This is a genomic window from Streptomyces nidicola, assembly GCF_050106155.1.
In the GTDB taxonomy this organism is placed as follows: Bacteria; Actinomycetota; Actinomycetes; order Streptomycetales; family Streptomycetaceae; genus Streptomyces.
Map to the genome: position 1 here is coordinate 3,748,185 of NZ_JBNBPI010000001.1, position 24,405 is coordinate 3,772,589.

General features: G+C 70.0%; 21 protein-coding genes. 6 read left to right on the forward strand and 15 right to left on the reverse strand.

Features of this window, described 5'->3' with window-relative positions; all coding sequences use genetic code 11:
- Window positions 1-60: 60 nt before the first annotated feature.
- A complete protein-coding gene (locus ACOKM3_RS16935) occupies window positions 61-1,389 on the reverse strand; it encodes an MFS transporter (RefSeq protein WP_426901333.1) in 1,329 nt (442 codons plus the stop codon).
- Window positions 1,386-2,000 (reverse strand): ArsR/SmtB family transcription factor, encoded by a 615-nt coding sequence (locus tag ACOKM3_RS16940; RefSeq protein ID WP_426901335.1) that lies wholly within the window; start codon window positions 1,998-2,000, stop codon window positions 1,386-1,388. Before ACOKM3_RS16940 ends, ACOKM3_RS16935 begins: the two co-directional genes overlap by 4 nt.
- A gap of 98 nt (window positions 2,001-2,098) precedes the next feature.
- On the opposite strand from ACOKM3_RS16940, the gene ACOKM3_RS16945 reads away from it, so the two are divergent.
- The gene (locus tag ACOKM3_RS16945; RefSeq protein ID WP_426901337.1) at window positions 2,099-2,347 is read left to right on the forward strand and encodes a YunG family protein; all 249 of its coding nucleotides are present in this window, start codon (window positions 2,099-2,101) and stop codon (window positions 2,345-2,347) included.
- A 19-nt stretch (window positions 2,348-2,366) separates the two neighbouring features.
- On the opposite strand, the gene ACOKM3_RS16950 is transcribed toward ACOKM3_RS16945, so the two are convergent.
- The 8 genes from ACOKM3_RS16950 to ACOKM3_RS16985 all read right to left on the reverse strand — a co-directional run bounded on the left by ACOKM3_RS16950 (window position 2,367) and on the right by ACOKM3_RS16985 (window position 13,450).
- On the reverse strand, window positions 2,367-2,759 hold the full coding sequence (locus ACOKM3_RS16950; RefSeq protein ID WP_426901339.1) for a VOC family protein: 393 nt from the start codon (window positions 2,757-2,759) through the stop codon (window positions 2,367-2,369).
- 98 nt (window positions 2,760-2,857) lie between these two features.
- Window positions 2,858-3,931, reverse strand: coding sequence for an ABC transporter ATP-binding protein (locus ACOKM3_RS16955; protein ID WP_426901341.1), 1,074 nt, complete (start codon window positions 3,929-3,931; stop codon window positions 2,858-2,860).
- Window positions 3,924-4,982, reverse strand: a complete 1,059-nt coding sequence (locus ACOKM3_RS16960) for an ABC transporter ATP-binding protein (RefSeq protein ID WP_426901343.1) — start codon at window positions 4,980-4,982, stop codon at window positions 3,924-3,926. The genes ACOKM3_RS16955 and ACOKM3_RS16960 overlap by 8 nt, the downstream gene beginning before the upstream one ends.
- Before the next feature lie 16 nt (window positions 4,983-4,998).
- Window positions 4,999-5,970 carry an ABC transporter permease gene (locus ACOKM3_RS16965; RefSeq protein WP_426901345.1) on the reverse strand — a complete coding sequence of 324 codons (972 nt, stop codon included), beginning with the start codon at window positions 5,968-5,970 and terminating at the stop codon, window positions 4,999-5,001.
- Complete coding sequence (locus ACOKM3_RS16970; RefSeq protein WP_426901347.1) at window positions 5,963-6,892, reverse strand: ABC transporter permease; 930 nt, start codon at window positions 6,890-6,892, stop codon at window positions 5,963-5,965. Before ACOKM3_RS16970 ends, ACOKM3_RS16965 begins: the two co-directional genes overlap by 8 nt.
- Before the next feature lie 83 nt (window positions 6,893-6,975).
- Window positions 6,976-8,607: a peptide ABC transporter substrate-binding protein gene (locus tag ACOKM3_RS16975; protein ID WP_426901349.1), complete on the reverse strand. Its 1,632-nt coding sequence runs from the start codon at window positions 8,605-8,607 to the stop codon at window positions 6,976-6,978.
- A 451-nt stretch (window positions 8,608-9,058) separates the two neighbouring features.
- A complete protein-coding gene (gene typA, locus ACOKM3_RS16980; RefSeq protein ID WP_426901351.1) occupies window positions 9,059-10,966 on the reverse strand; it encodes a translational GTPase TypA in 1,908 nt (635 codons plus the stop codon).
- A gap of 174 nt (window positions 10,967-11,140) precedes the next feature.
- Window positions 11,141-13,450 (reverse strand): ABC transporter family substrate-binding protein, encoded by a 2,310-nt coding sequence (locus ACOKM3_RS16985; protein WP_426901353.1) that lies wholly within the window; start codon window positions 13,448-13,450, stop codon window positions 11,141-11,143.
- 307 nt (window positions 13,451-13,757) lie between these two features.
- Between ACOKM3_RS16985 and ACOKM3_RS16990 the strand changes: the two genes are divergently transcribed.
- Genes ACOKM3_RS16990 through ACOKM3_RS17010 form a run of 5 tightly spaced genes read left to right on the forward strand, consistent with a single transcriptional unit; the run spans window position 13,758 to window position 18,320 of the window.
- Entirely contained in the window at window positions 13,758-14,054 is a 297-nt protein-coding gene (locus ACOKM3_RS16990; protein ID WP_426901355.1) for a hypothetical protein, read from the forward strand.
- A 55-nt stretch (window positions 14,055-14,109) separates the two neighbouring features.
- Complete coding sequence (locus tag ACOKM3_RS16995; RefSeq protein ID WP_426901357.1) at window positions 14,110-14,952, forward strand: hypothetical protein; 843 nt, start codon at window positions 14,110-14,112, stop codon at window positions 14,950-14,952.
- Window positions 14,953-14,968: 16 nt separating this feature from the next.
- A complete protein-coding gene (locus ACOKM3_RS17000; protein ID WP_426901359.1) occupies window positions 14,969-16,903 on the forward strand; it encodes a fumarate reductase/succinate dehydrogenase flavoprotein subunit in 1,935 nt (644 codons plus the stop codon).
- Complete coding sequence (locus ACOKM3_RS17005) at window positions 16,900-17,673, forward strand: succinate dehydrogenase/fumarate reductase iron-sulfur subunit (RefSeq protein ID WP_426901361.1); 774 nt, start codon at window positions 16,900-16,902, stop codon at window positions 17,671-17,673. Before ACOKM3_RS17000 ends, ACOKM3_RS17005 begins: the two co-directional genes overlap by 4 nt.
- The gene (locus ACOKM3_RS17010) at window positions 17,634-18,320 is read left to right on the forward strand and encodes a phosphotransferase (RefSeq protein WP_426901363.1); all 687 of its coding nucleotides are present in this window, start codon (window positions 17,634-17,636) and stop codon (window positions 18,318-18,320) included. Before ACOKM3_RS17005 ends, ACOKM3_RS17010 begins: the two co-directional genes overlap by 40 nt.
- Before the next feature lie 306 nt (window positions 18,321-18,626).
- On the opposite strand, the gene argG is transcribed toward ACOKM3_RS17010, so the two are convergent.
- The 5 genes from argG to ACOKM3_RS17035 form a co-directional block, all read right to left on the reverse strand.
- Window positions 18,627-20,072 (reverse strand): argininosuccinate synthase, encoded by a 1,446-nt coding sequence (argG, locus tag ACOKM3_RS17015; protein WP_426901365.1) that lies wholly within the window; start codon window positions 20,070-20,072, stop codon window positions 18,627-18,629.
- A 91-nt stretch (window positions 20,073-20,163) separates the two neighbouring features.
- Complete coding sequence (locus ACOKM3_RS17020; RefSeq protein ID WP_426901367.1) at window positions 20,164-22,950, reverse strand: SpoIIE family protein phosphatase; 2,787 nt, start codon at window positions 22,948-22,950, stop codon at window positions 20,164-20,166.
- Window positions 22,951-23,137: 187 nt separating this feature from the next.
- Window positions 23,138-23,563 (reverse strand): ATP-binding protein, encoded by a 426-nt coding sequence (locus ACOKM3_RS17025; protein ID WP_426901368.1) that lies wholly within the window; start codon window positions 23,561-23,563, stop codon window positions 23,138-23,140.
- A gap of 167 nt (window positions 23,564-23,730) precedes the next feature.
- Window positions 23,731-24,138, reverse strand: coding sequence for a (deoxy)nucleoside triphosphate pyrophosphohydrolase (locus ACOKM3_RS17030; RefSeq protein ID WP_426901370.1), 408 nt, complete (start codon window positions 24,136-24,138; stop codon window positions 23,731-23,733).
- 33 nt (window positions 24,139-24,171) lie between these two features.
- Entirely contained in the window at window positions 24,172-24,366 is a 195-nt protein-coding gene (locus tag ACOKM3_RS17035) for an SPOR domain-containing protein (protein ID WP_426901372.1), read from the reverse strand.
- Between the last annotated feature and the right edge of the window lie 39 nt (window positions 24,367-24,405).

A 24,405-nucleotide genomic window follows, 5' to 3' on the forward strand; every position in this document is an offset into this window, starting at 1 on the left:
CGCCGGGGAGAAGGCCCGCGCCGATTCATTCGGCGCGGGCCTTCGTGTTGCCGGGGAGCGTTACGGGGCCGGGAGCGGGGTGGGCGACTCGGCGGGCTCCTTCCGCGGGCCGCGGCCCACGCTTCCGGTCCACAGCAGCGCACCGGCCAGCAGCGCGATGCCGCCCACCAGCCACGGCAGCGGCCCAGGCGGTAGCGCGCCGATGGTCAGACCGGCGACCGCGCCCGTGAGTTGCAGGGCGAGTGACTGCACCGACAGGGCCGTCGCCCGGCCCTCGCGGGCCACCCTGCGGTGCAGCAGTTCGTTCTCGTTCGGGCCCGCCGCGCCGAGGCCCAGGTAGACGAGTCCGTAGCCGCAGACCGCGAGCAGCGTGACGGCCGGGCCGGTGAACGCCGCCGTGGCGCCGAGCAGGAGGAGGCCGAGGGCGCCCACGAACAGGGCCACCAGCACCGCCCGTTCCCCGCCGGCCGCGCGGCGTGCGGCCAGTGGGGCGAGGTGGCTGCCCACGCCGTTGCAGACGTATCCGGCGCAGGCCAGCCCCGCGAACACGACGGCGCCGGACTCGGGAGTGCCGGTCAGGGCGGCCGCCCGGCCCGGCGTGAGGAGTTCGAGGGTGAAGAGGGCGGCGCCGGCCGCGCCCGCGCTGAGCAGTACACGGCGCACCGTCGCGTCGCGGCCCGCCGGGCGCAGGCCGTCCAGGACGGTGGCCGGGATGCCGCGGAGGACGTCGGAGAGGGCGGCGCGGGGGTGCGGGGGCTCGGGCAGGGCGAGCAACACGTAGGCGATGAAGCCGAGTTCGATCAGCACGCCGAGCAGCATCGGGACGGCCAGTGGCACCACGTACCCGGCCGTCGCCTCCGTGAGCCACGCGCCGGGGTTCGGGCCGAGGCCGAGCAGCCACGGCAGGCCGCCGCCGATCAGGGTGCCCACGGCGAGCGCGGCGGAGGAGGCCGCCGAACCGCGGGCGAGCCCGGTGCGCAGTTCGGCGCCGGGTCCTGCCGAGGCCTGGACCGTGTCCACGTACCAGGCCTCGGCAGGACCCGTGGACAGGGCGCGGCCCGCACCGAGCAGCACGCTGCCGAGCGCGACCGGCAGCGCCGTGGTGCCGAGGCCGATCAGGGCGAGGGCGGCCAGGTCCAGCACGCCGGCCGCGGCGAGGACGGGGCGGCGTCCGAGGACGTCGGAGAGCCCACCGGTGGGAAGTTCGAGCGCGGCGGCCGTGAGCGAGTGCGCGGCGACGAAGGCGGTGATGGTGGCGAGCGCGAACCCCCGCTCGGTCAGCAACAGCACCTTGGGCGCGATGGCGGCGCCGACCGGAAGCCAGAACAGCGCGCAGACGGTGGCGTAGCGGCGGCGGGCGGTGCGGGGGTCGGGTATCCGGGAGGTCATCGCGCGTCCTGGTCGGTCTCCGCCGCGCGCGGAGCGACCGGCAGGCCCGCCACGACCACGATGACCTGCTCGGCCTCCGGATCCTCGGCGTCGCGCCGGGTCAGTTCGTCGAGTTTCGCCTCGAAGGCCGCCTTCAGCTCGTCCAGTGAGCGGGCGGTGAGCCGGGGCATGACGTCGGCGATGCCGGACGGCTCCACCCACTCCGGGCCCAGGCGCCCCTCGGCGAGGTCGGCCTCGTGGCGGGCGAGGGAGCGGCCCAGGTGCTCGACCTGGCGCCGGGCCGTCTCGCTGACGAAGCGGCGGGCGTCGGGCGACGCGTGCATGGCCTCGTTGCTCCACGAGGTGACCGCGTGCACGGAGCGCCAGCGCCGCTCGCGGCCGTCCCGGTGCTCGGCCTCGGCCACGAACCCGTACTTCGCGAGGACCCGCAGGTGGTAGCTGGCGGAGGCCGACGACTCCCCCGCCTTGACCGCGAGCTCGGTTGCGGTGGCGGGGCCGTCGAGGCGCAGCAGCCCGAGCAGTTGGATACGCAGGGGGTGGGTCAGCGCCTTCAGCGCTGCTGCGTCCTGCTCGGGATCGAGTACGCGCTTACGGTTGTCGTCGTCGGCCATGTCCGGAAGGTAGCCGCAACCGGCCACTTGGCAAAAGAGTTTTTGCAGAACTTCTTTTGCCAACTCCGGTTGTCAGTGCCGCCTGCGATGCTGCCGCCATGACCGACACGACTGACACGACTGCTGCCACGACCTGGTCGCTCCTGGAGCTGGACGCGGCGCTGCGCGCGGCCTGGGCCGCCGACACCACGTCGCCGGACGGCTCGGAGAGATGGTCGCCGGACAACCCCGCGTGGGGGCACTGCGACATCACCGCGCTGCTCGTGAACGACGTCTTCGGCGGCGACCTCGTGCTGCGCGACCGCGTCGCCGCCCACCTGGGAGCGGAACTGCCCGCGCCTGCCTGAGCGTTGACGCGCTCACGGCTCACGCGGACGCGACCAGCTCGACCTCGAACCCGTCCCCGTTCTCCAGATACGCCGCGCAGTGCCCGTCCCCGCCCGCGTACGGATGCCGCTCCGGGAACATCAGCCGCCACCCGTGCCCGGCGGCCCGCTCCACGAGCCGCTCCATCGCCGCGGCGTCCTCGACGTGGAACGCCAGGTGGTTCAGGCCCGGCGCCAGCCGGTCGTGGCGGTCCGAACTCAGCGCCGGTGACTGCTCGATGACGAGATACGTCGCCCCGAGCCGCAGGCTGCACCCGTTCTCCCAGCGCTGCTCGGCGACGTACCCCAGCTCCCCGAGCAGCCACCCGAGCGAGCTCTCGGCCCGTCCGAAGTCGGGCACCCACAGTTCGACGTGATGCAGCGTGCCGTGCAAGGAATGCTCCCGAGATGTCGCGACGTACGAACGAAAGAGCCGACCGGCGCCCGCCCGAAGGCGGGAGCCGGTCGGCTCGCGGTGTCAGCGTGCCGCGGTCACGCCGCCGGCACCACGTTCTTCTCCTCCGCGAAGTGGCACGCCGAATCGTGCGCGGCGGGGGTCTCGGAGGTCCGGAAGCGCTCCGGGATCGCGAGGACCGGGATCTCCTCGGCGCACTTGTCCTGCGCCTTCCAGCAGCGGGTGCGGAAGCGGCAGCCCGACGGCGGGTTCGCCGGCGAGGGCACGTCGCCGGAGAGGATGATCCGCTCCCGGCCCTCGCGCACCTCCGGGTCCGGCACCGGCACCGCGGAGAGCAGCGCCTGCGTGTACGGATGCGTCGGGTGCTCGTAGATCTGCGCGTCCGTGCCGATCTCCGCCATCTTGCCGAGGTACATGACCCCGACCCGGTCGGAGATGTGCCGGACGATCGACAGGTCGTGCGCGATGAAGATGTAGGACAGGTTGAACTCGTCCTGCAGCTTCTCCATCAGGTTGATGACCTGGGCCTGGACCGACACGTCGAGCGCCGAGACCGGTTCGTCGCAGATGATGATCTCGGGGTTGAGCGCCAGGCCGCGTGCGATGCCGATGCGCTGTCGCTGGCCGCCCGAGAACTGGTGCGGGTACCGGTTGATGTACTCCGGGTTGAGCCCGACGACGTCGAGGAGGTCCTGGACCTTCTTGCGACGGTCCCCCTTCGGGGCCACCTCGGGGTGGATCTCGAAGGGCTCCCCGATGATGTCGCCGACCGTCATACGCGGGTTGAGCGACGTGTACGGGTCCTGGAACACCATCTGGATGTTGCGGCGGACGGCCTTCAGGGCGCGGCCGGACAGCTTGGTGATGTCCTGCCCCTTGAAGAAGACCTCGCCCGCGGTCGCCGTCTCCAGCGTCATCAGGAGCTTGGCGACCGTGGACTTGCCGCAGCCGGACTCCCCCACGATGCCGAGCGTCTCGCCCTGGTGCAGGTCGAAGGAGATCCCGTCGACCGCCTTCACGTCGCCCACGTGCCGCTTGAACAGGATGCCCTGGGTCAGCGGGAAGTACTTCTGCAGGTTGCGCACCTGAAGGATCGGCTCGCCACGGTCGACCGGGGTCTCGATGGCGGCCACAGCCTCGGACTCAGCCATGGATCGTCTCCTTCCAGAAGTGGCACGCGCTGCCGCGCCCCGCGAGCTCGCCACCGTCCCGCTCGGTCACCTGGAGCAGCGGCGGAACGTCGGTGCGGCACACGTCCTGCGCCTGGGCGCAGCGCGGGTTGAAGGCACAACCCGTCGGGATGCGCGTCAGGTTGGGCGGCAGGCCCTTGATCGCGTACAGCTCCTGGCCCTTCTGGTCCAGGCGTGGGATCGATTCGAGCAGGCCCTTGGTGTACGGGTGCGCGGGCCGCTTGTAGAGCTCGCGCACCGGCGCCGTCTCCACGATCCGGCCCGCGTACATCACCGCGATCTTGTCGGCGACGTCGGCGACCACACCGAGGTCGTGCGTGATGAGGATGAGCCCCATGTTGAACTCGCGCTGAAGCTCCGCGAGCAGGTCCATGACCTGGGCCTGGACCGTCACGTCGAGCGCCGTGGTGGGCTCGTCCGCGATGATCAGGTCCGGCTCCAGGGCGAGCGCCATCGCGATCATGATGCGCTGGCGCATACCGCCGGAGAACTGGTGCGGATAGTCCCCGACCCGGGCCGCCGCGGCCGGGATGCGCACCCGGTCCATCAGCTCGATGGCCTTGGCCTTGGCCTCCTTCTTGGACATGCCCTGGTGGACCCGGAACATCTCGCCGAGCTGGTAGCCGACGGAGAGCACCGGGTTCAGCGAGGAGAGCGCGTCCTGGAAGATCATGGCCATCTTGGCGCCGCGCATCTTGCGGCGCTCCTCGCCGGACATCTTGAGCATGTCCTGGCCCCGGAAGAGGATCTCGCCCTTGGAGATCTTGCCGGGCGGCATGTCGAGGATGCCCATGATGGCCTGCGCGGTGACGGACTTGCCGGAGCCTGACTCGCCGAGCACGGCGAGCGTCTCGCCCGCGTCCACGGTGTAGTTGACGCCGTTGACCGCCTTGGCCACACCGTCGCGGGTGTGGAACTCCACGTGCAGGTCGCGGACTTCGAGCAGCGGCGTGCCGTCGTCCCCCGCACCGCGCGGAGACGGTACCGAGTCCGTCTTGTCGAGAAGAGTCATGACGAGTACGCCTCCCTCAGCGCAGCTTGGGGTCGAGGGCTTCGCGCACAGCGTCGCCGAGCATGATGAACGCCAGCACCGTGAGGCTGAGCATGCCTGCCGGGAAGAACAGGATGTGCGGCGCGTTCCGGATGGACTTGACCGCGTCGGAGATGTCCGCACCCCACGATACGTCGTTGGTCCCGAGACCGAGTCCGAGGTACGAGAGGGTGGACTCGGCGACGATGACGACACCGAGCTGGATGGTCGCGACGACGATCACCGGTGCGATGGCGTTCGGCAGGACGTGCTTGCGCAGGATCCGGCCGGTGCCCGCACCGAGGGCCTTCGCCGCCACCACGTAGTCCGCGTGCTTGGCGGTGATCACCGCGCCACGCATGACGCGCGCGATGGTCGTCCAGCCGAGGAAGGCGAGGGCGCCGATCACGGTCCACACGGTGCGGTCGGTGAAGGCGTTGAGCACCACCATCGCGCCGAGGATGAACGGGATACCGAAGAACACGTCGGTGATCCGGGAGAGCGCCGTGTCCCAGAAGCCGCCGAAGTAGCCGGCGAGCATGCCGAGCAGGCCACCGAAGACGGTCGTGAGCAGGGTCACGCCGACGCCGACCAGGATCGACACCCGTGCGCCGTAGACGACACGCGAGTAGATCGAGCGGCCCTGGGCGTCGTAGCCGAACCAGTCGGCCTGGAAGAGGCTGCCGAGCTTCGGCTTGTCCAGGAAGTGATTGCTCAGGTCGCCGGCCGTCGGGTCCGTATCGCTGAAGAGGGACGGGAAGGCCGCCATCACCAGCAGGAACACGATCAGCACGGCGGATATGAGGAACAGCGGACGGCGGATGAGGTCCGCCCAGGCATCGGCGCCGAGCGAACGCGGCTTCTCCGGTGCGGGTCCGGCCTCGGCGACCGTCGGCCCCACGGCGGCCGTGGGCTCCTCGGCGGCCGTGGCGGCGTCGTTCTTCTTCATCTTCACGGTGTTCTCAGGCATAACGAATCCTCGGGTCCAGCACCGCGTAGAGCAGGTCGACGACCAGGTTCGCGACGAGGTAGATCAGGACGAAGACCGTCACGATGCCGACGATGACGGCGCCCTCGCGGCGGGCGAGTGCCTCGTAGAGGAGGTTGCCCACGCCCTGAACGTTGAAGATGCCCTCGGTCACGACAGCGCCGGCCATCAGCGCGCCGATGTCGGTGCCGAGGTAGGTGACCACCGGGATCAGGGAGTTGCGCAGCAGGTGCATGCGGACCACGCGGGTCTGCGGAAGCCCCTTGGCCACGGCCGTGCGGATGTAGTCGGCGCGCGCGTTCTCGGCGATCGACGTGCGGGTGAGCCGCGCGACGTACGCGAGGGAGAGCGAGCCGAGCACGATGGCCGGCAGCAGCAACTGCCCCACGTTCATGGAGTCCTGGACGTTGGGTGTGACCCAGCCCAGCTGCGTACCGATGACCTGCTGGCCGAGCAGGCCGAGCACGAAGACGGGTACGGAGATCACCAGGAGCGTGAAGATCGTGACGCTGGTGTCGATCAGCTTGCCGCGGCGGATGCCGGCGATGACGCCGAGGCAGATGCCGACGACCATCTCGAAGGTGAACGCCATCAGCGCGAGCCGGATGGTGACCGGGAAGGCGGCCGCCATCTCGTCGATGACGGGTCGGCTGCCCGCGATCGTCACGCCGAACTCGCCGTGCGCCAGATTGCCGAGATAGTGCAAATACTGCTGCCACAGCGGCAGATCGAGGCCGAGATCGTGCTTGATCTTGGCCATCTGCGCCGGGTCCGGCGGCTTGTCCCCCCACAGCGCGGCCACCGGGTCGCCCGGCAGCACGTTGACCATCAGGAAGATCAGAATGGTTGTCCCGAGAAAGACCGGGATCATCTGGAGCAGTCGCCTCGCGACATAGCGCCCCATGGGTGCCTCCGTCCATAGCGGAGCAGCCCGTGGCGCGGGCCGGGATCGCCGGCCCACGCCACGGGTCAACTACTCCCGCTGGGTTACTTCTTGTAGACCTCGACGTCGTTGAAGTTCGGGTCGCCGTCCTGACCGAACGTCATGTTCTTGACGTTCGTGGAGTGCCCGGAAACCGTGCGGTTGTACCAGAGCGGGATACCCGGGAAGCTGTTCTGCAGCGACTTCTCGGCCTCCTGGTACAGCTTCGCGGACTCGTCGACGGTCGCGGCGGCGTCGGCCTTCTTCACGAGGGCGTCGAACTTCTTGTCCGAGAAGTCGGCCTTGTTGCCGGCGACACCGGTGCCGTAGAGGTCACGCAGGAAGTTGCCGTTGAACGGGTAGTCGAGGACCCAGCCCGAACGGTAGATGGACTTGACCTTCTTGGCGTCACGAATCTGCGTGTCGGCCTGGAAGTCCGTCTTGGCGTCGCCTTCGCACGCGACACCGACCGCCTTCTTGATGGAGTTGCAGACCGCGACGACCCAGTCCTTGTGCGGCTGGTCGGCGTTGTACTGGATCGAGATCTTGTTGCCCGGAACGCCGCCGCCTTCCTTGATGAGCTCCTTCGCCTTGCTCGGGTTGTACTTGCAGTACTCGCCGCAGGCGTCCTTCTGGTAGCCCAGCACACCCTTGGCGACCCAACCGGTCGCCGACTCACGGGTGTTGTAGAAGACCGTCTTGTTGATGGTGTCGCGGTCGATCGCCATCGACAGGCCCTGGAGGACCTTGACGTCGATGTTCTTCCACTGCTTCGTGTAGAAGGCGGGGTTGATCGTGTTGATCGCCGAGTAGTCCTGAACGATCGCGCGGTCGCCGAGGTCCTGCTTGTAGTTGGCGAGCTCGGAGTTCGGGACGATCGGCATGGAGTCGACGTTGTTCGACACCAGGTCGTTGTACGCGGCGGTGTCCGACGTGTACGCCTTGAGGTTCAGGCCGCCGTTCTTCGCCTTGTCCGGGCCCTTGTAGTCGTCGTTCCGCGTGAGCTGGATCGACTTCTTGTGGTCCCACGACTTGAACTTGTAGGCGCCGTTGCCGACCGGCTTCTCGCCGTAGCCCTTCGGGTCCTTGAAGAAGCCGCTGGGCAGCGGGGAGAAGACCGGGTAGGCCAGCTTGTAGTGGAAGTACGGGATGCCCGTGTTCAGCGTGATCGTGAACGTGTTGTCGTCCACGACCTTCAGGCCGGACATGGTGTCCTTCTTGGCCTTGCCCTTCTCGGGGTGGACGTCGGCGTAGCCCTCGATGTCCGAGAACCAGGAGGAGTTGACCTGGTTGTTCTTGACGTTGGCGGCCCAGTTCCAGGCGTCCACGAAGGACTTGGCGGTGACCGTCTCGCCGTTGTGGAACTTCCAGCCCGGCTTGAGCTTGACCGTCCAGACCTTGTTGTCCTTGTCGGGCGTGACCGACTTGGCGTTGGTCATGGTGACCTCGCCCTTGTCGTTGTAGTCGACAAGGCCGGCGAAGACCGCCTCGATCGTGATGGAGCCGTAGGCCTCCATCGTGTTCGCCGGCTGCAGCGGGTTCTGCGGCTCACCGTTGGCGTAGGTGACGATGCCGTTCGGGTCGATCTCCCGGTTGGCGTTGTCGTCGCCGCTGCCGCTGCCACCACCACAGGCCGTCGCACCGAGGGCTATGACCGCGGCCGCCGCAACCCACTTGGCGCTCTTGGCACCACGCATGGGGTTCCTCCTCATGAGTCCACTTGTTCACTGCAGAAGCGGGCACCCCTTGGCCGCTGCCGCCACCCCTGACGGCCAGACGTCTCAAGTGCCCCAGTGTGCTCGTGAGTCGGCGCTTCCCACTGCGCGTGACCCATTGACCCGAGCTCTACGCGGATAACTATTAGCCATGGGCTACCTGTCGACCACAGTCTTCGGGTCTCGGTTCGATCACATCTGGTGTGTACATCTTCCAAAATCTGGACAAATCGATCCGAGATAGATGGACGCGAAACGGACGCGTTACATACCTAACGGTCATGTCACTCCGACTATCGAACGTCGGGGCATGGAAATGGAGTTGCGATCGGCGGCCCCACCTGCTGTAACGCTGGGTGTCCGGCGCAACACAAAAAAGGCCCGGCACCCCCGAAGGGGGTACCGGGCCCAACTGCCCTCGGGCAGCGGTGGATCAGTTGTGCTTGGCGCGCGAGGCGCTGCGGCCGCGCTCCTTCTGGTCCAGGACGACCTTGCGGATACGCACGGCCTCCGGGGTCACCTCGACGCACTCGTCGTCGCGGCAGAACTCCAGGGACTGCTCCAGGGAGAGCTTGCGGGCCGGGACCACGTTCTCCGTGGAGTCGGCGGAAGCCGCACGCATGTTGGTGAGCTTCTTCTCCTTGGTGATGTTCACGTCCATGTCGTCGGCGCGCGAGTTCTCACCGACGATCATGCCCTCGTACACCTCGGTGCCGGGCTCGGTGAACAGCACACCGCGCTCCTGGAGGTTGATCATCGCGAAGGGGGTGACCGAGCCGGCGCGGTCGGCGACGAGCGAGCCGTTGTTACGGGTCGTCAGCGTGCCGAACCACGGCTCGTGGCCCTCGTGGATCGAGTGGGCGATGCCCGTGCCGCGGGTGTTCGTCAGGAACTCCGTACGGAAGCCGATGAGGCCACGGGACGGGACGACGAACTCCATGCGGACCCAGCCGGAGCCGTGGTTCGACATGTTGTCCATGCGGCCCTTGCGGACGCCCATGAGCTGCGTGACGGCGCCCATGTGCTCCTCGGGGACGTCCACCGTGAGGCGCTCGACGGGCTCGTGCGTCTTGCCGTCGACCTCCTTGGTGACGACCTGCGGCTTGCCGATCGTCAGCTCGAAGCCCTCACGGCGCATCTGCTCGACGAGGATGGCCAGCGCCAGCTCACCGCGGCCCTGCACCTCCCAGGTGTCGGGACGCTCGGTGTCGAGGACGCGCAGCGAGACGTTACCGATCAGCTCGCGGTCCAGGCGGTCCTTGACCTGACGGGCGGTGACCTTGCGGTCCTTCACGCTCGTCTTGGCGTCGGCGCCCTTGCCGCCACCGCCACGGCCGACCAGCGGCGAGGTGTTCGTACCGATGGTCATGGAGATCGCCGGCTGGTCCACCGTGATCAGCGGCAGCGCGACCGGGTTCTCCGGGTCGGCCAGGGTCTCGCCGATCATGATGTCGGGGATACCGGCGACCGCGCAGATGTCACCCGGGCCCGCCTTCTCGGCCGGCTTGCGGGTGAGCGCCTCGGTCATGAGGAGCTCGGTGATGCGGACGTTCTGGATCGTGCCGTCGCGCTTGATCCACGCCACGGTCTGGCCCTTGCGCAGCTCGCCCTGCTCGACACGGAGCAGCGCGATACGGCCGAGGAAGTTGTCGGCGTCGAGGTTGGTGACGTGGGCCTGGAGCGGCGCGTCCTCCTCGTACGTCGGGGCCGGGACGTGCTCCAGGATCGTGGAGAAGAACGGCTCCAGGTTGGTGGAGTCGGCCGGGACCGTGCCGTCCTCCGGCTTCGTCAGCGACGCGATGCCGTCACGGCCGCACGCGTAGACGATCGGGAACTCGATCTGGTCCTCGTCGGCGTCCAGGTCGAGGAAGAGGTCGTAGGCCTCGTTGACGACCTCGTCGATGCGCGAGTCGGGGCGGTCCGTCTTGTTGATGCACAGAATGACGGGCAGGCGCTGCTGGAGCGCCTTGCGCAGCACGAAGCGGGTCTGCGGAAGCGGGCCCTCGGAGGCGTCCACCAGCAGGACCACCGCGTCCACCATCGACAGACCGCGCTCGACCTCACCACCGAAGTCGGCGTGGCCGGGGGTGTCGATGATGTTGATCGTGATGACCTCGCCGCCATCCTTGGGGTGATACTTCACCGCCGTGTTCTTGGCGAGGATCGTGATGCCCTTCTCACGCTCCAGGTCGTTCGAGTCCATCATGCGGTCGTCGAGGGACTCGGCAGCGTGCGCGGCGAAGGAGCCGGCCTGCTTGAGCATGGCGTCGACGATGGTCGTCTTGCCGTGGTCGACGTGGGCGACGATGGCGACGTTACGGATGTCGTGGCGCGTGGCCATATTGCGGCGTACTCCCGGAGTGAAGGTCGGCTGCGCGTACTTCTTTGGTACACGCGCCCTGCCGGGCTGGACACGCCACGGCCTCACCCCATGGTACGTGGCCCGGCGGCCACCGGCTCAGCCGGGCCGTGCGGGCCGGCGCCGAAGCGCCGACCCGTCCGGAATAACCGCAGGTCAGCCGGCGTCCTCCGCAGGCGAGCCACCGGTCTTCCCACCCGGCTTCAGGAAGCCGATGTCCTCGTAGGAGGGCTCCTGGAAGCCGAACGCCCCCGCGTTCACCAGGTTCGACTTCGCCGCCACCAGTTCGGGCCGCTGGTAGAGAGGAATCGATCCTGCGGCGGCCCAGATGCGCTCGTCGGCCTGCTTGACGAGCGAACGCTCCTTGTCCTGGTCGAGCTCGCCGACGGCCTGGTCGAAGAGCTGGTCGATGTGGTCGGTGCCGACCCGGGTGTAGTTCTGCTCGACCGTGAGCTCGCCGTCGGCGGCCGGGACCGGCTTGGCGTAGATCGGGCGGGCGTCGGTGGCCGGGTAGGCGGAGCCGGGCCACGAGTACAGCGCCAGGTCGTAATCGCCCGCCGCGATGTGGTCCTTGAAGTAGGTCTCGTCGTCGACCTTCGTGATGTCCGTACGGACGCCGATCTTCTGGAGCATCGTCGAGATCCGGTCGGCGACGGACTGCAGCTGCTCGGCGTCGGGTCCCGAGGGCAGCACGAAGTTCAGGGTCAGCGGCTTGCCGTCCTTGGCCATCTGCCCCGACGCGGCGCCGGCCTTGGCGCCCTCCTTGCCACCGGCCTCGCCGGCGTCCTTCGCGACGGCCTGCTGCGGGGCGGGGGTCCCCTTCGGGGCGTACGCGCCGGGGGCCGCGCCCTGCTTGGCGTCGCCCGCGTGCTTCCCCTCCCGCTCTGCGGAGCGCACCTTCGCGGCGTCGGCCTGGTGCAGCAGCGCGGAGTGCTGCGCGGCGGCGAGCGGGCCCGGGCCGAGCAGCGGGGGCGCGGCGTCGCCGGGCTTCGCGTCGTCGCCCGCCTTCTGGTCGTCCTCGCCCATGATGTACGTGCCGTCGTCGGACTCGGCCGCTGCGCCCTCCGCCTTGCTGCCCGCCGTCTTCGGCTTCTGCTGCTTCTCCTCCAGCGGGCCGCCGCGCACCCAGCCCGCCTCCGCGAGCAGCGCCTGCGCCTTGTCGGCGTCCTGCTTGCCGAGCGCGTCGCTGTTGTCGGCGTAGGCGGCCTGGCCGGAGAGGGCGAGGTGGCTGCCGACGGTCGCGGCCGGAAGACCGAGCGGCTTGAGCACGCTCTGGGCGAGCTTGTCGCGGTCGAGGGCGCGGGCCACGGCCTGGCGCACGCGCTCGTCGGCGAGCGGACCGGTCGAACCGTTCAGGGCGAGCTGCGTGTAGGCGGGTTCGAGCGACTTGCGGACGACGAAGCCTTCGAGCCCCGCCTGCTCCTTCTCGTACTTCTTGGCCGCCTTTCGGGAGTCCGCCCGGGCCTCGAGCTCGGCCTCGGCGACCTCCCAGTCCTCGTTGTGCGCCCGCGCCCAGGAGCGCAGCGCCTCACCGGAGGTGACGCCCGCGCCGGGTCCGTGCGCGAGCGGGCCCGACGAGCCCTTGTCGCGGGCGGCGTACGCGATGCGCTCGGCGGCCTCCGGGTCGACGTCGGCGAGGTCCAGCTTCCCCGCGGCGAGCGCGGCGGCCCGCTTGTCGCGCGGCACGGCGGTGAGTTCGAGCTTCTGGAGCTTGGCGGGGCGGCCCCACCAGCGGGGGTTGCGCTTCAGCGTGACCTGCTTGTCGCCCCGGTCGACCTTGTCGAGCGCGAAGGGGCCCGCGGTCACCTTGAGCTTGCCGCGCGCGCCCTCGTTGAAGGCGTCCGGCGTCCCCATGACGTCCTTGGGGTACAGCGGCGAGAACAGCGAGCGCCAGTCCGCGTACGGCTTGGCGAACGTGACCCGGACCTCCAGGTCGTTCTTGCCGCGCTCGACGTTCTCGATGCGGTTGTAGCCGGCGTTGTGGGCGGTCCAGTACGCGCTGTTCCTGCCGGACAGGGCGCGCCACTGCGCGGCGAAGTCCGCGGCGCCGATCTCCCGGCCGTCGCTCCACACCGCCTGCTGGTTCAGCTTGTACAGCACGACCTGCTTGGGCTCGGTCTTGATGACCTCGGCCTTCTCCAGGTAGTCCGGGTTCGCCTGCGGGCGTCCCTGCGCGTCGAGCCGGAACATCGAGGGCAGCACGGCCCCGGTGACCCGGTTCGTGGCCGCGTCCGCGTCGGCCTGGAAGGTGTTGAGGGTCTGCGGCACGTCGTCGATCGCCCACCGCAGCGTGCCGCCGTCCTTGACCTGCGTGCGGGCGGCCGAGGCGACGTCGGGGCCTGCGGCGGGGCGGCCCGACTCGTCGTCGGAGCCGCAGCCGGCGAGCGCGGTCACGGCGAGCGCGCCGCTCACGAGGAACGCGGCCGAGCGTGCGGCGGCTCCTGGGCGCCTTGGGACGTGGGGCATCACGGGTACCTCCGGGGCTGGCCGGTTTTGTCTCGTTTGGCGGTATATGGAGCTGATCACATCTATCGGCCAACTGAAGTGGATGCGGGGAGGGGCGCCGCCCGACACGCCCGCAGGCCGCCCGGAAGCCACCCGTGCGGCCCAAAGGAGCCCATGGCGGGACACGTTCCGGCGGCGTGAATTCGCGGGCGCGCACCACGGCGTACACCGGCAATCCGCACGGATCCCTTCACAAACGGCAATGTGACGCGCGACACTCTCAGGCGCATGAGCAACTCCGCCGCACCAGCGGAAGTGAGGCCAAGTCATGTCCCTGCACGACGACTTGACGGCGGTTCAGCGCTGCGTCGACGAGCTCGCGCGCGCCGTGGGGCGGCTACAGCCCCAGCTCGAAGGCGTCGCGGGAGGCCCCGATCTGCGCCGGGTGCGAGCCGACACCGCGCATCTGCGCGAGAGCGTCGCCCTGCTGCGCGAGTCGGCCGCGGGCCCGGCCGCGCCGCACCGCCCCGACCTCGTGACGATCTCCGACGCCCCTTACGACGCGTCCTTGTGGATCGACACGGACGACGAAGGGCTCGGCGCGCGGGACCGGCACGCACCCTGACCCGCGCTCGTCCACCCCCATCTCCCGTCCCCCGTCCCTGCGAGCGGAGGCTTCGTTGGCCACCGGCACGGAACCCACCAGTACCGAAGACCCCCATATCAAAGGCGGCACCGGCGTCCGGGGCCGGACGCGTGCCGCGATCGCCGCGCCCCATCTGCGTACGGACCGCTGGTGGCTGGCGCCGGCCGCGACCGCGGGCGGCCTGTTCGCCTTCATCGTCTACTCGACGTGGCGGGCCTTCGCGAACGCCGACTACTACGCGGCCCCGTACGTCTCGCCGTTCTACTCGCCCTGCCTCGCGGACAACTGCGAGCCGATGCGGCAGGGCCCCAACTGGGAGATCTTCGGCAGCTGGTGGGGCCTGTCCCCCGCGCTGCTGATCCTGATCTTCCCGCTCGGCTTCCGGCTGACCTGCTACTACTACCGCAAGGCCTACTACCGCGGCTTCTGGGCCTCGCCGCCGGCCTGCGCGGTGGCCGAGCCGCACAAGAAGTACAGCGGTGAGACGAAGTTCCCGCTGATCCTGCAGAACATCCACCGGTACTTCTTCTACGCGGCCGTCCTCGTCGCCTGCATCCTCACGTACGACACCGTGCTCTCGTTCCGCGACGAGAACTACGAGTGGGGCCACATGGGGCTCGGGAGCCTGGTCTTCCTCGCCAACATCGTGCTGATCTGGGCGTACACGATCTCCTGCCACTCGTGCCGGCACATCGTCGGCGGGCGGCTCAAGCACTTCTCGAAACACCCGGTGCGCTACCGGCTGTGGGGCTGGGTAGGGAAACTGAATGCCCGTCACATGCTGCTCGCCTGGGCCTCGTTGGTGAGCGTGGCGCTCGCCGACTTCTACGTGTATCTGGTCGCGTCCGGCGTCTTCGACGATCCGCGGTTCTTCTAGTGGTTGGGGCCTTCTGATGAGTTCGGTTGAGCGGCAGCAGTGGGATGTTGTCGTGGTGGGCGCCGGTGGCGCGGGGCTTCGGGCCGCGATCGAGGCGCGTGAGCGGGGTGCCCGTACGGCGGTGATCTGCAAGTCCCTGTTCGGCAAGGCCCACACGGTGATGGCGGAGGGCGGCATCGCGGCCTCCATGGGCAATGTGAACTCCGGGGACAGCTGGCAGGTGCACTTCCGCGACACGATGCGCGGCGGCAAATTCCTCAACCAGTGGCGGATGGCGGAGCTGCACGCGCGGGAAGCGCCCGACCGCGTATGGGAGTTGGAGACCTGGGGCGCCCTGTTCGACCGGACCGGCGACGGGCGGATCTCGCAGCGCAACTTCGGCGGGCACGAGTACCCGCGGCTCGCGCACGTCGGCGACCGTACGGGGCTCGAACTGATCCGCACGCTCCAGCAGAAGATCGTCCAGCTCCAGCAGCAGGACTTCAAGGAGACCGGGGACTACGAGTCCGGCCTGAAGGTCTTCCAGGAGTGCACGGTCACCCGGGTCCTGAAGGACGAGGAGGGCCGGGTCTCGGGAACGTTCTGCTACGAGCGGGAGAGCGGGCGCTTCTTCGTCATCGAGGCGCCGAGCGTGGTCCTGGCGACCGGTGGCATCGGCAAGTCGTTCAAGGTGACGTCGAACTCGTGGGAGTACACGGGCGACGGGCACGCGCTGGCCCTGCTCGCAGGAGCCCCTCTCCTGAACATGGAGTTCGTCCAGTTCCACCCGACGGGCATGGTCTGGCCGCCCTCGGTGAAGGGGATCCTGGTCACGGAGTCGGTGCGCGGCGACGGCGGGGTGCTGCGCAACTCCGAGGGCAAGCGGTTCATGTTCGACTACATCCCCGACGTCTTCAAGGAGAAGTACGCGCAGTCGGAGGAAGAGGGCGACCGCTGGTACGAGGACCCGGACCGCAACCGCCGGCCCCCCGAGCTGCTGCCGCGCGACGAGGTGGCGCGGGCCATCAACGCGGAGGTCAAGGCGGGCCGCGGCTCTCCGCACGGCGGCGTCTTCCTCGACGTATCGACGCGCATGCCCGCCGATACGATCCGCCGCCGACTGCCGTCCATGTACCACCAGTTCAAGGAGCTGGCGGACGTCGACATCACGGCGGAGGCGATGGAGGTCGGGCCTACCTGTCACTACGTGATGGGTGGCATCGCGGTCGAGTCGGACACGGCGGCGGCGCGCGGCGTGCCGGGCCTGTACGCGGCCGGTGAGGTGGCCGGCGGCATGCACGGCTCCAACCGGCTCGGCGGCAACTCGCTCTCCGACCTGCTGGTGTTCGGCCGGCGCGCGGGGCTGCACGCGGCGACGTACGCGAGTTCCCGCACGGCCGCCCGTCCGGAGGTCGCCGACGAGCAGATCGACATCGCGGCGGCGGAGGCGCTGCGCCCCTTCTCGGCGGAGGGCCAGGAGGAGGGCGTCACGCCCGAGAACCCGTACACCCTGCACCAGGAACTCCAGCAGGCGATGAACGACCTGGTCGGCATCATCCGGCGGGAGGCCGAGATGGAGCAGGCGCTGCGCAAGCTCGGTGATCTGCGGGTGCGGGCGCGGCGGGCCGGGGTCGAGGGGCACCGGCAGTTCAACCCGGGCTGGCACCTCGCGCTCGACCTGCGGAACATGCTGCTGGTCAGCGAGTGCGTCGCGCGGGCCGCGCTGGAGCGCACGGAATCGCGCGGCGGGCACACCCGTGAGGACCATCCGGCGATGAGCCGGGAGTGGCGGCGCGCGAATCTGCTGTGCGAACTCCGGGACCCGACCGGCGGGTTGGCGGCCACGGACCCGGTGCGCGGCCAGATCAGGCTCACCCGCGAGACGACCGAACCCATCCGCCCCGACCTGCTCGCCCTGTTCGAGAAGGAGGAGCTGGTGAAGTACCTGGCCGAAGAGGAGCTTTTCGAGTGAGCAGCTACGAGGCGGCCTTCCGGGTGTGGCGGGGCGACGTCGGCGGGGGCGGCCTGGAGGACTTCAAGGTCGAGGTCAACGACGGCGAGGTCGTCCTCGACATCATCCACCGACTCCAGGCGACGCAGACCCCCGACCTGGCGGTCCGCTGGAACTGCAAGGCGGGCAAGTGCGGTTCGTGCTCGGCGGAGATCAACGGGCGCCCGCGCCTTCTGTGCATGACGCGCATGTCCGTCTTCACCCGCGACGAGGTGATCACGGTGACGCCCCTGCGGGCCTTCCCGATCGTCCGCGACCTCGTCACCGACGTCGGCTTCAATTACAGGAAGGCCCGCGAGGTCCCGGCCTTCGTCCCGCCCGCCGGGGTCGGGCCCGGCGAGTACCGGATGATGCAGGAGGACGTCGACCGCTCGCAGGAGTTCCGCAAGTGCATCGAGTGCTTCCTGTGCCAGGACACCTGCCATGTCGTCCGTGACCACGAGGACAACAAGACGGCCTTCGCGGGCCCCCGCTTCCTGATGCGCGTCGCGGAACTCGACATGCACCCCTTGGACGCGGCCTCGGACGAAGGCCTCGACCGCAAACGCACGGCCCAGGACGAACACGGCCTCGGCTACTGCAACATCACCAAGTGCTGCACGGAGGTCTGCCCCGAGGGCATCCACATCACGGACAACGCCCTGATCCCTTTGAAGGAACGGGCGGCCGACCGCAAGTACGATCCGGTGGTATGGCTGGGCAACAAGATCCGTCGGCGCGACAGGAGTTGATCGGTCGCGGTCGCACTGCCGACGTCTACGCCCTCGACGACCAGTGGGTGCTGCGCCGCTACCGCGACGGGCTCGACGCGCGCGGCGAGGGTGACGTCATGGCGTATGTGCGCGCGCACGGTTTTCCCGTGCCCCAGGTGCGGGCAGACGCGGGGCCCGCACCCGGTGAGCTGGTCCTTGAGCGGCTCACCGGGCCCACGCAGTTGGACGCCATGATGCGGGGTGAGCTGGAAGCCGGGGACGCGGGGCGGGAACTGGCGGAATTGCTGCGGCAGTTGCATGCCGTTCCGACGCGCCCGGGTGGGCGGGTGCTGCACCTCGACCTGCACCCGGACAACGTGATCCGGGCGCCGCACGGGCCCATGGTGATCGACTGGGCGAACGCCGAGGAGGGGGCGCCCGCGCTCGACTGGGCCATGTCCGCGTTGATCCTGGCGGAGGTCGCGGTGGATCCGGGGCGGGTGGAGGCGCGGGTCGCGCGGGAGGTGCTCGGGGCGTTGCTCGCGGCTCCGCATCCGCGTCTCGCCGAACCGTTCCTCGCCGAGGCGCGCGTCCGGCGCACCGGGAATCCGACCTTGGACGCGGACGAGAAGCGGCGGCTCGGTGTGGCGGTGGACCTGGTGCGGATGCTGGAGGGCGCGCCGTAGGTTGCGGCGGCGACTGTCGTTGCGGCCACGGGGCTTTAGGCGCCGCGCCGCCTTGGGCAATCTGCCGCCTTGGGCGGCAAGGTGGGCAAGGCGGCCCCCGGTGCCGCTCGCACACGACTCGGGGCTCCGCCTCGGACCCCGCTGCTCAATCGCCGCAGGGGCTTAATTTGCCCACCCGCCGCGAGGGCTTGATTTGCGCACACCCCGTGGAGGTTGAGCAGGTCGCTCTCGCGTGGTCGTCGGGCAAGCAGGATGGGGCGCCCCCGTACGCGGGGCGCCCCAATCTGTGGCCGGGTTCCGACGGAGTCAGTCCGTGCCGGATTCCATTGCTGCGCGGTCCAGGGCCTCGTCCTCCGCGGAGGTTTCGCCGCGGGAGGCGATGGCCTGGGCGCCGCCTTGGGGCATCGTGCCGATCAGGCCCGTGACCGCGGCCTGGGCCGCGCCGGCGACCGGGCTGCCCTCGCCGAGGAGGCCGAGCGTCGCGTACTGCTCGAGCTTGCCGCGGGAGTCGGCGATGTCGAGGTTGCGCATGGTCAGCTGGCCGATCCGGTCCACCGGTCCGAACGCCGAGTCCTCGGTGCGCTCCATGGAGAGCTTGTCCGGGTGGTACGAGAAGGCGGGGCCCGTCGTGTCGAGGATCGAGTAGTCCTCGCCGCGGCGGAGGCGCAGCGTGACCTCGCCGGTGATCGCGGCGCCGACCCAGCGCTGCAGCGACTCCCGGATCATCAGGGCCTGCGGGTCCAGCCAGCGGCCCTCGTACATCAGGCGGCCGAGACGCCGGCCCTCCGCGTGGTACTGGGCGACCGTGTCCTCGTTGTGGATCGCGTTGACCAGGCGCTCGTACGCGGCGAACAGGAGGGCCATGCCCGGCGCCTCATAGATGCCGCGGCTCTTGGCCTCGATGATCCGGTTCTCGATCTGGTCGGACATGCCCAGGCCGTGGCGGCCGCCGATCGCGTTGGCCTCCATCACCAGGTCGACGGCGGAGGCGAACTCCTTGCCGTTGATCGTGACCGGGCGGCCCTTGTCGAAGCCGATCGTGACGTCCTCGGTGGGGATCTCCACCGACGGGTCCCAGAACTTGACGCCCATGATCGGCTCGACCGTCTCAAGCGAGACGTTCAGGTGCTCGAGGGTCTTGGCCTCGTGCGTGGCACCCCAGATGTTGGCGTCCGTGGAGTACGCCTTCTCCGCCGAGTCCCGGTAGGGCAGGCCGTGCTCGACCAGCCACTCCGACATCTCCTGCCGGCCACCGAGCTCGGTCACGAAGTCCGCGTCGAGCCACGGCTTGTAGATCCGCAGGTTCGGGTTGGCGAGCAGACCGTAGCGGTAGAACCGCTCGATGTCGTTGCCCTTGTACGTCGAGCCGTCGCCCCAGATCTGGACGTTGTCCTCCAGCATCGCCCGCACCAGGAGCGTGCCGGTGACCGCACGGCCGAGCGGCGTCGTGTTGAAGTACGCGCGGCCGCCGGAGCGGATGTGGAACGCGCCGCAGGTCAGCGCGGCCAGGCCTTCCTCCACCAGCGCGGCCTTGCAGTCGATGGCGCGCGCGATCTCGGCGCCGTACTGCTTGGCGCGGTCGGGCACGCCGTCGATGTCGGGCTCGTCGTACTGGCCGATGTCGGCGGTGTACGTGCACGGGACGGCGCCCTTGTCACGCATCCACGCGACGGCGACCGACGTGTCGAGGCCGCCCGAGAAGGCGATGCCGACGCGCTCGCCGGCCGGGAGGGATGTGAGGACCTTGGACATAGGAAGAGTATGCACGATGATGCATGACCATGCAAAGGGGGGTGTGGCGATGTGTTCGGCGTCACCAACCCACCAGCGACGACCAGAACCGTCAGAACAGGCTGAGCAGCGCCTCCGTCGGGTCCGCCAGGCCCGTCCCCCCGTCCGGCAGCGGCAGCTCGAACCAGACCGTCTTCCCGCGCGGCGTCCTGCGCGAGCCCCACGCGGCGCTCAGCAGCCCGACGAGCTGGAGCCCGCGACCGCCCTCGTCCGTGTCCCGCGCCCTGCGGCGGCGCGGCTGCACGAGGCCCGCGTCCCACACCTCGCACACCAGCGTGCGGTCGAGGAGGAGGCGGAGCCTGATGTCGCCCTCGCCGTACCGCAGCGCGTTGGTGACCAGCTCACTGACCAGCAGCTCCGACGTGTCGACGAGGCTGTCCATGCCCCAGCTCGACAGCTGCGTCCGCGCGTACTCGCGGGCCCTGCCCACCGACTTCGGCTCGCGCGGCAGCGTCCAGTCGCCGACGTTCCCGCTCGGCAGCCCCTGCACACGGGCCATGAGGAGCGCGATGTCGTCCTCGCCGTGATGGGTGTCGAGGGTGTTGAGGACGTGGTCGCAGACGTCCTCGAGGGCCGGTGACGGGTCGTCGAGCGCGTTGCGGAAGGCCGAGAGGCCCTCGTCGAGCGGATGGTCGCGGGATTCCACCAGGCCGTCCGTGTAGAGGGCGAGCAGCGCGCCCTCCGGCAGCTCCACCTCCACCTCCTCGAACGGCTCGCCGCCGACGCCGAGCGGCATCCCGGGCGGCACGTCGAGCATGAGCGCGCCCTCGCCGGGTTCGACGAGGACCGGCGGCAGATGCCCCGCGTTGGCGAACGTGCAGCGCCGGGTGACCGCGTCGTACACCGCGTAGACGCAGGTGGCGAGGTACACCTCGGAGAGGTCCTCGCCACCGAAGGAGCGCGCGGAGCGGGCGGGACGGGTGCCCTGCTGGACCCCGCCGGGGGTGCCGAGGCCGCGCGCGATCTCGTCCAACGCGCTGAGCACTTCGGCCGGTTCGAGGTCGAGCAGGGACAACGTGCGTACGGCAGTGCGCAGTTCACCCATGGCGACGGCGGCGCGCAGGCCGCGGCCCATCACGTCTCCGACCACCAACGCGGTGCGGTGTCCCGGGAGTTCGATGACGTCGAACCAGTCGCCGCCGACCTCGGTCGCGGCATTGCCGGGCCGGTAGCGGCAGGCGATGTCGAGGCCTGCCGCCTCCGGGTCGTCCGGCGGCAGCAGGGAGCGCTGCAGTATCAGCGCGCGCTCGTGCTCGCGGCGGTACAGGCGCGCGTTGTCGATACAGACCGCGGCGCGCGCCGCCAGCTCCATGGCGAGCGCCCGGTCCCGGTCGGTGAACGGCTCGCTGCCCTTCGTCCGGGAGAACTGCACGAGCCCGACGACCGTGTCGTGCGCGACCATCGGCACGGCGAGCGTGGACTGCACGAGGCCGCGCTGCTCGGTGGGCAGCGTCTGCGGGCGCGCGGTGCGCAGGGCGTGCGCGCAGGGCGAGTTGAACGCGAAGCGGTGCACCGCCCCCACGTTGACGGGGGCCTCCCCGCCGAGGTCGAGGAACGGCACGTCGGCGACGGCGCTCGCGGCGGCCACCCTGCGCAGTTCGGCGCTGCCGTCGGCGAGGCCCGGTGGCGCCTCGTCGCCCGCGAGCAGCCCTTGGTAGAGGTCGACGGAGGCCAGGTCGCAGAAGCCGGGGACGACGACGTCGAGGAGTTCGCGGGCGGTCGTCTCCAGGTCGAGCGAGTTGCCGATCCGGGAGCCCGCCTCGTTCAGGAGCGCCAGGTTGCGGCGGGCGTGCGCGGCCTCGCGGGCGGCGGCGTGCCTGCGGGTGACGTCGGTGGCGAGGCCGGCGACGCCGATGGGGCGGCCCGTACCGCTGTGCACGCGGTAGAGGTTGATCGACCAGTGCCGCCGCTCGGTGGACTCCGGGGCGGGGCCGACCAGTTGCATGTCGGTGACCGCGTCGCCCGTCTCCAGGACCCGGCGCAGCGCGCCCTGCACCCGGTCGGCCTCGTGGCGCGGCAGATAGTCGTGGACGGTCCGGCCGCGGTGGTCGTCGACGTGCCCGCCGAAGACCGCGGTGAGGGTGCGGTTGGTGCGCAGGACCTTGAGGTCGGTGCCGAACAGCAGGAAGCCGAAGGGAGATTGGCCGAAAATGGCCTGCGAGGAGGCGAGGTCGGTCTCGATGTGGCGCAGCGTCTGTACGTCGACGACGATGCACACCGCGGCGCGCTCGCCGGACCCGGTGGTCGTCGGCATCACATAGATCTCGGCGAGCCCCGTCGCCCCCGCGCCCGCCGTGAGCGGCGCCTCCGCTCGCGGTTCCGCTTCCGTCCCGCCCGTGGGCCCGGACGCCGGTACCCGGAACGGGACGACGCCCGTCCACTCCTGCCCGTCCAGGATCTCCGCCATCTTGCGGTGGCCGCGCTCGCGCAGGTCCGCGGGGACGAAGGCCTCGATGGGGTCCTTGCCCACGGCCTCCTCGGGCGGGACCCCGAAGAGCTGGGCGGCCCGCCGGCTCCACTGGTCGATCGCCCCGTCGGAGCCGATCGAGAAGGAGGCGACCTTGATGTAGTCGTAGATCGAACCCGGCGGGCTCGCCTGCCAGAGGTCGGGGCGGCCAAAGGATTCCTCGGGAAGGTCCGACGGAGCGCCCGCTTCCGGTTCCGGGATCGGTTCCGCACGCTCCGTGCCCGCGGCATCAGGAGCGTCACCGCCCAGCGGCACCCGCTCCGCACGCGAGGCCGAGGCCGCGTCCGAGGGGCCCTCGGGCGCCCTGCCCTTCGCTGGTATCTCGCTCACGCGAACCGTCCCCTCCAGCTCACCGCGTCCGGCACCGGTCACCGAGGCGGCTGCACGCAGTATCCAGCACTACGTAGCCGCGCAACACGGTGTTCACGATCACACCATGGTCCCGACGCTTTTTGGCCCGTCGGGACCGACTGTTTCCGTACCCAGGGTGCGGGTGCGCCCACACACGGCATCTCACACCCACTTCCTCACACCCGCGTCTGTCCCACTCCGGCGTCTCCTAACCCGGCAGCGACAGCTCGAACCACACCGTCTTCCCGGTCTTCCCGCCCGACCACTCCCCGCCCGGCCGTGTGCCCCAGCGCCGCGACACCTCCGTCACGAGCTGCAGCCCGCGCCCGCCCTCCTCGTCGGGGGCCGCGGTGCGGGCGCAGGGCGGGTCGGGCAGCGGATCGGAGACCTCCACCAGGAGGACGCCGGAGGACTCGGGCGGGCGGGCGAGCCGTACGCCGATGGGCCCGGAGGCATAGCGCAGGGAATTGGTCACCAGCTCGCTGACCAGCAGCGCGGCGATATCGGCGAGCTCTTGGAGCCCCCATTCGACGAGTTGTCCACGCACCTCGGCGCGCGCCCTGCGGACGGCGGACGGGTCGGCGGGAAAGGCCCACTCGACGCAGTCGCCTTCAGTGTGGAGCACGCGGATCACATCCCTGGCCCGCGAAGGACCCTGTCCGGTTTCAGAGGGTTAATCGGGATATACCCGGACGGGATGGCGCGCTATCGCGAAGTGGGGTGCGCCGTGGCACGGACGGCGTAGGCGAGGCGCACGGGAAGCGAGCACGAGCCCCGCCGGACGCACCCCCGACGCCCCCGTCAGACGCGATCCCGCAGGACCTCTTTCACCGCGGGGACGTCCTGGTCGAGCCAGTCCACGGACCACACCTCGTCCGCCGCCAGCCAGCGCAGCTCGTCGTGGTCCTGGAGGGGGCGCGGGGTGCCGGAGCGCAGGTGGCAGCGCCACACCCGCAGTACGTATCCGGCCTTCAGGGGGTACTCACCCGGCACCCGGGCGAGCGGTTCGGCCTCGATGCCGAGTTCCTCGCGCAGCTCGCGGACGAGCGCCCGCTCCGGCGTCTCGCCGGGTTCGACCTTGCCGCCGGGGAGCTCCCAACGGCCCGCGAGTTCCGGGGGCGCACTGCGCCGGGCGGCGAGCAGCCGCTCATCGGTGTCGTACAGGGCCGCGGCGACCACGACGGTCGGTGATGGTGATTCAGGGGGCATGCGCCGGAGCCTAGGGCCTGTCGTCAGGCTCCCTCAGAGCGCCGTGTTGTTCCGCCCCTGCCCCAGGCGCTCCACCCAGTACGTCGGCTGGTGGCCCCTGCGGTCGTCGAGACTGTCGGCCATGCGCTGGGCCTCGGCCTTCGTGGCGTAACGGCCCACCCGGTAGCGGTTCCCGTTGTCGTCCTCGCGGATGACCTGCCACGGAAGTGTGGTCGTGCTGTCGCTCATCGCGCCCCGCCCCTCCCTGGCCACGCCGGCCTCGACTCG

Excerpts from the sequence above, each read along its gene's own strand:
- ACOKM3_RS17035 (WP_426901372.1), bottom strand. The coding sequence starts at position 24,366 with ATGAGCGACAGCACGACCACACTTCCGTGGCAGGTCATCCGCGAGGAC.
- ACOKM3_RS16935 (WP_426901333.1), bottom strand. The coding sequence starts at position 1,389 with ATGACCTCCCGGATACCCGACCCCCGCACCGCCCGCCGCCGCTACGCC.
- ACOKM3_RS17000 (WP_426901359.1), top strand. The coding sequence starts at position 14,969 with ATGAGTTCGGTTGAGCGGCAGCAGTGGGATGTTGTCGTGGTGGGCGCC.
- ACOKM3_RS16975 (WP_426901349.1), bottom strand. The coding sequence starts at position 8,607 with ATGCGTGGTGCCAAGAGCGCCAAGTGGGTTGCGGCGGCCGCGGTCATA.
- argG (WP_426901365.1), bottom strand. The coding sequence starts at position 20,072 with ATGTCCAAGGTCCTCACATCCCTCCCGGCCGGCGAGCGCGTCGGCATC.
- ACOKM3_RS16945 (WP_426901337.1), top strand. The coding sequence starts at position 2,099 with ATGACCGACACGACTGACACGACTGCTGCCACGACCTGGTCGCTCCTG.
- ACOKM3_RS17010 (WP_426901363.1), top strand. The coding sequence starts at position 17,634 with ATGGCTGGGCAACAAGATCCGTCGGCGCGACAGGAGTTGATCGGTCGC.
- ACOKM3_RS16940 (WP_426901335.1), bottom strand. The coding sequence starts at position 2,000 with ATGGCCGACGACGACAACCGTAAGCGCGTACTCGATCCCGAGCAGGAC.
- ACOKM3_RS16970 (WP_426901347.1), bottom strand. The coding sequence starts at position 6,892 with ATGGGGCGCTATGTCGCGAGGCGACTGCTCCAGATGATCCCGGTCTTT.
- ACOKM3_RS16965 (WP_426901345.1), bottom strand. The coding sequence starts at position 5,970 with ATGCCTGAGAACACCGTGAAGATGAAGAAGAACGACGCCGCCACGGCC.
- ACOKM3_RS16985 (WP_426901353.1), bottom strand. The coding sequence starts at position 13,450 with ATGCCCCACGTCCCAAGGCGCCCAGGAGCCGCCGCACGCTCGGCCGCG.
- ACOKM3_RS16990 (WP_426901355.1), top strand. The coding sequence starts at position 13,758 with ATGTCCCTGCACGACGACTTGACGGCGGTTCAGCGCTGCGTCGACGAG.
- ACOKM3_RS16955 (WP_426901341.1), bottom strand. The coding sequence starts at position 3,931 with ATGGCTGAGTCCGAGGCTGTGGCCGCCATCGAGACCCCGGTCGACCGT.
- ACOKM3_RS17030 (WP_426901370.1), bottom strand. The coding sequence starts at position 24,138 with ATGCCCCCTGAATCACCATCACCGACCGTCGTGGTCGCCGCGGCCCTG.
- ACOKM3_RS16960 (WP_426901343.1), bottom strand. The coding sequence starts at position 4,982 with ATGACTCTTCTCGACAAGACGGACTCGGTACCGTCTCCGCGCGGTGCG.
- typA (WP_426901351.1), bottom strand. The coding sequence starts at position 10,966 with ATGGCCACGCGCCACGACATCCGTAACGTCGCCATCGTCGCCCACGTC.